4 protein-coding genes are annotated in these 4,622 nt (G+C 77.5%); 2 read left to right on the top strand and 2 right to left on the bottom strand.

Annotated features, from left to right (window positions below):
* Window positions 1–266 precede the first annotated feature (266 nt).
* Window positions 267–752, bottom strand: a complete 486-nt coding sequence (locus tag AB0D45_RS34525) for a DUF456 domain-containing protein (RefSeq protein ID WP_362466592.1) — start codon at window positions 750–752, stop codon at window positions 267–269.
* A 24-nt stretch (window positions 753–776) separates the two neighbouring features.
* Window positions 777–1,736 carry a helix-turn-helix domain-containing protein gene (locus AB0D45_RS34520; RefSeq protein ID WP_362466590.1) on the bottom strand — a complete coding sequence of 320 codons (960 nt, stop codon included), beginning with the start codon at window positions 1,734–1,736 and terminating at the stop codon, window positions 777–779.
* Window positions 1,737–2,074: 338 nt separating this feature from the next.
* Between AB0D45_RS34520 and AB0D45_RS34515 the strand changes: the two genes are divergently transcribed.
* Window positions 2,075–3,436 (top strand): protein phosphatase 2C domain-containing protein, encoded by a 1,362-nt coding sequence (locus tag AB0D45_RS34515; protein ID WP_362466587.1) that lies wholly within the window; start codon window positions 2,075–2,077, stop codon window positions 3,434–3,436.
* A gap of 774 nt (window positions 3,437–4,210) precedes the next feature.
* Window positions 4,211–4,594 carry an ATP-binding protein gene (locus AB0D45_RS34510; protein WP_362466595.1) on the top strand — a complete coding sequence of 128 codons (384 nt, stop codon included), beginning with the start codon at window positions 4,211–4,213 and terminating at the stop codon, window positions 4,592–4,594.
* Window positions 4,595–4,622: the final 28 nt, after the last annotated feature.

Raw genomic sequence — 4,622 nt, 5'->3', positions numbered from 1 at the left:
GTTCCGGATGTGCCTGATGGGCGGTACCGCGCGCCGAATTCATCTCGTTTTAGTCCCGGACGACACCCCACCCCGCCCCCGCCCCCTCCGTTGAGGGTCCGCGTCCCCGCCTCGTGGGTATGACCCGGCCTGGCCGGCCAATCCAGCCTCGCCGGCGTTTGAGGCGCGGGGGTCCGGGGGCTGGCCCCCGGGAACGGCCCGCAGGCGGATGCCCTGCGTCGCCACAACCAGCCTCGCCGGCGTTTGAGGCGCGGGGGAGGGCGGGGTCAGGGCCCCGTCAGGATCGTGGCGAGCCACGCCGCCGTAACCAACAGGCACGCGAACAGCTCCACCAGCACGCTCGTCCCCACCGCCCGCATCACCCTTCGGGCCGACGCCCACGCCGCCCCGTGCGTACCCAGGCGGAGGCGCTCGCACAGGTAGATGCCGCCCACGAAGCCCGGTACGGCCCCCACCACCGGCAGCAGTACGAAGCCGGCCAGCGCGCCCGTGCCGGCGTACACCGCCATCCGGCGGGGGACCCCCAGGCCGCGCAGCCGTCTCGGCGGCAGCTGCCACTTCACCGCCTGCACCACCAGCAGCAGGGCCGTCGACCCGACGAGGACCGCCCAGGCGCCCGCGGCCCGCTCGTGCAGGGCCCACCACAGCACGGCCGCCCACACCAGCCAGGCTCCCGGCGCGCCCGGGACCAGCACTCCCAGGATCCCGAGCAGCAGCACCAGCCCCACCAGGAGCAGCTGCGGCAGATCCATGCGCCCAGCGTGACCGACCCCCGGCTATCGGGCCACCCAGCCCCGTTCGTACGCGTGCCAGCCCAGCTGGAGCCGGGTCGTCACGCCGGCCAGCTCCATCAGCCCCTTCACGCGGCGCTGGACCGTGCGCAGGCCCAGCTCCAGGTGTTTGGCCACGCTCGCGTCCGTCATCCCGGCCAGCAGGAGGGAGAGCACCTCCAGGTCGGTGGGGTCGGGTCCGCCGTCGCCCTCCTCCGGGTGGCCCGTCACGCCCAGGCGGAGGGGGAGGGACTCGCGCCACACCGCCTCGAAGAGCCCCCGCAGCGACTCGAGCAGCCCCGACGCGTGCACCACCAGGGCCGCCGGCTCGGCGCCGGGCGCCGTCAGCGGGACCATGGCGAGGGTGCGGTCCGCGATGACCAGCCGGGTGGGGACCGCCGCCGTCACCCGGATCCGTTCGCCGCGCGCGAGCGCGCTGGAGGCCTCGCGGATCCCGGCGGGCAGGGCGAGCACCTCCCGCTCGATGACCACCCGGTGGTCGACGCCGCGTACGGCGACCCGTTCCCCGGCGTCGTGCCCGGGCCGCCCGGTGAGCAGCGTGCAGACCTCCTCGGACGCACCCAGCCGGAGCTGGTGGAAGCGGTGCGCAACGGCGCCGGCGCCCGTGACCACCTCCACCAGGTCGTGCACCGCCGGTTCGGCCGCCTCCGCCCGGTACTCCTGTGTCAGCAGCGCGGCCGCCAGCTCGGCCTGCTCCAGCTCGTGCCGCTGCCGGCTCAGCAGGGCCGCGAGGGCGACTCCCGGCGGCGCCGCCACCCAGCGGCCCGGGCCCGCCGGAGAACGGGCCGCGAGCCCGTGGCGTTCCAGGTGCCGCAGGGCGCGTTCCGTCTGCGGCACCGGCAGCGCCAGCCGGTGTGCCAGGTCGGGCACCTCCGCCGCCCCCAGTGCCACCAGCGCGCGGTACGCCGATTCCTGACCCTCGTCCAGGCCTATCGCTCCCAGCAACCCGTCCACCCCACTCCCAGAGCCGTGCCCGGCGGGAAGCGGCCACGGCGCGAACCCGCCGCGGTCATCTTCGCCGCATTCCCCGCCCCTGCGCCAAGGCGACGCCGGTATGGGTCGCTTACCGGCCGGATGGCCGGTTTCGTGCGGGGAGGGCGGTGCGTCCCGCCGTGCGCGGACAGGGATTCCGGCGGCCGTTGCGGGCAACTCCGGTCGGGTCCCCGTGCGATGTCCGGCCGTCCGTACGGAAGAGGTGCGCGGGGATCCCCGGGCGGGGGACCGGGGGGCCCTTTTCGTGCATTCGGGGTTTTCCGTCGCCCGGTCGCGCCCAGAATGGGGGCATGAGTCAGCAGGGCGCGGAGGACTGGTGGCAGAAGCTGTACGGAGACCCGGACGCGGGGCCCGGCGCTGACCCGGGGGACACCCTGGACCAGCGGTTCCGCTCGGCGTCGGTCCTGGTGACCGGCCCGGCTCCGGCCGGGCCGCCGCTGCCGGCCCCCCGCCGGGAGCCTCCGGCGGCGTCGGGGGAGCCCGATCCCGGGGCGGGCGCGCCGCCGGCTGGGCCGCCCCCTCCGCAGGCGCCGCCGCCCACCCCGCCACCGGGATTCCGCCCGGCGGTGGCGACCGGGAGGCCGCCCGAGCCGCCGGCGCCCGTACCGCCCCCGCAGGGGCCGGCGGTGCCGCCCGCGGCGCCGCTGGTGCCCGCGCAGCGGTCGGGGGCCGGGGCGCCGGGCGGGGTGGCGCGTCCGGCGGATCCCCGGGTGTCCGGGGAGACCGGGTACGCCCAGGGGGACGTGGCCGTGCCGCCGGCGCCGGCGCCCGGACACGAGCCGGACCCGGCCCCGCCGCGCGCGGGCGAGCGGCCCGCGGTACGGCACCTCGGCGACCGGGCCCCCACGTACGCCGCCGAGCCTGGGGCGCTGCCCGCCGCCGACCCGGCCGCGCTCGACTTCCTGACCCCCGACACCGTCCTGGAGGGGGCCCGCTACGCCACGTACACCCTGCGCGCCGCCTCCCTGCGCGGGGACTCGGCCCGCTTCCGGGGCGAGGCCCGGCGGGACTTCCTGCTCACCGCCCGCTTCGGCAGCGGTGACGAGGCCCTGGTGCTGGTGGTGCTGGCCGGCGGTGACCGGGCCGCCCCCGGCGCCCGCGAGGCCGCCGCCGAGCTGGGCCACCTGGTCGCGGCGGCCGTCGGGCGCAGCCGGGAGCGGCTGGCCGAGGACGTCCGGGCGGGCCGGCGCGAGGCCCTGCTGTCGGGGCTCCAGCGGCTCACCGACCGGGGCTACGGGCGGCTGCGGGCCCGCGCCGCCGAGCTCGGGCTCGCCGAGGAGGCCTATACGGCCGGGCTGCGCGGGCTCCTGCTGCCCCTGGACCCGCGGTGCCCCCACCGGATCTGCTTCGGCGCGGGCGCGGGCGGGGTCTTCCGGCTCCGCGGGGGCCGCTGGCAGGACCTGGAGGAAGACACCGGGCCGGCCGCCGGCTTCCGGTTCCGGGCCTCCGTGGCCCGGCCGGGTGACACCCTGCTGCTGTGCTCCGGCGGCCTGGCGGACCCGATGCGGGAGGAGAGCCTGCTCCCGGCCGAGCTGGCCTCCCGCTGGTCGCAGGGGGACCCGCCGGGCCTGGCGGCCTTCCTCGCCGACACCCAGCTCCGCCTCAAGGGGTACGCCGACGACCGGACGGCGGCCGCGGTCTGGGAGGCGTGACCGCGAGGCCCGCGTCCGTACCCGGTCGGGTCTCCGAACTCCCGCACGACAGTGGGGTGTTCGCGCACGCTGCGGGCATGTGCAACCTCGGGACGGCGCGCTATCGTTCCCCGCACGGCACATGGCGCGCACCTGAACGGCCTGCGCCGTCAAGGGGCGTGACGTCGCGAAGCGGCGGTTTCCGGCTGCCGAGGGGAGATTGCCTCACCCTGGTGCAGTACGGCCCGCCCGTCAAAGTGGGCCTCTTCTCCCACTCCCCGGGGGAAACGGCCGGGCGGGGAGTGCCGGTTTCCGGCCTCGCTCCGTACGGAACGACGAACCGCGGCCCCGGCGTGACCGCCCTCGCCCGTACGGCGGGCGCCCGGGGGGTGTGCGGCGAAGGACCACTGCAGTTCACCGGGTGGTGCGGCACGAGGGGCCTGCTCGGGCGGGCGGGGTGACCGGTCCCGGCGCGCCGGCGCTTCCCTCGGAGGCCGGCGCCGGAGCGGTGACCGGATTCGCACCGTCCGACCGCCGCGCCGGGCTGGACGCGGAACGGGCGGCGGACCCGGGATGGCTCGATTCGTTCTCCGCCGCCCGCCGGGCCCCGGGGCCCGAAGGAGTGCGGACTGTCGCCGGGGGCATGCATTCCGTAGACCTGTTCGAGACCACGGGCAGCGCAATACGGGGAGGTATGTCGCCGTGCGGGTGGGGGCGAAGACCGGGAAGACATGGAGGGCCGAGCGGCCGGTGGCGCGGGAGCCGTCGGCGGCCGGGGAGCACGACCCGGCCGGGATGGCGCGCAGTGTGCGCCGGGCGGATCTGAAGGCGGTGGGCGAGGTCCGCCGGGCCCTGCGGGAACTGCTGCGCCACCGCTGCCGGGGCGAGACGGCCGACGTGGCCGAGCTGCTGGTGACGGAGGTGGTGACCAACGCCCTGGTCCACACCGAGCAGGGCGCCGAGGTGTCCGCGACCGTCCGGGCCGGCCGGCTCCGGGTCGAGGTCCGCGACCACGCCGCACGCCTGCCCCGGCCGCACGTACCGTCCGCCGACGACGGTACGCACGGACGGGGGCTGGTCCTGGTGCAGGCGCTCGCCGACGCCTGGGGCGTGGACGCCCTCACGAGGGGGCGCGGCAAGGTGGTCTGGTTCGAGCTGGGAGCGGCCGGTCCGGCCTGAGCGCGCGGCGGCGGGGCGCCCGAGGGGC

Origin of the sequence: Streptomyces sp. NPDC048352, from assembly GCF_040651895.1 — a bacterium.
In the GTDB taxonomy this organism is placed as follows: Bacteria; Actinomycetota; Actinomycetes; order Streptomycetales; family Streptomycetaceae; genus Streptomyces.
This window is presented reverse-complemented; position numbering and strand designations above follow the sequence as displayed.

Excerpts from the sequence above, each read along its gene's own strand:
- AB0D45_RS34525 (WP_362466592.1), bottom strand. The coding sequence starts at position 752 with ATGGATCTGCCGCAGCTGCTCCTGGTGGGGCTGGTGCTGCTGCTCGGG.
- AB0D45_RS34515 (WP_362466587.1), top strand. The coding sequence starts at position 2,075 with ATGAGTCAGCAGGGCGCGGAGGACTGGTGGCAGAAGCTGTACGGAGAC.
- AB0D45_RS34510 (WP_362466595.1), top strand. The coding sequence starts at position 4,211 with ATGGCGCGCAGTGTGCGCCGGGCGGATCTGAAGGCGGTGGGCGAGGTC.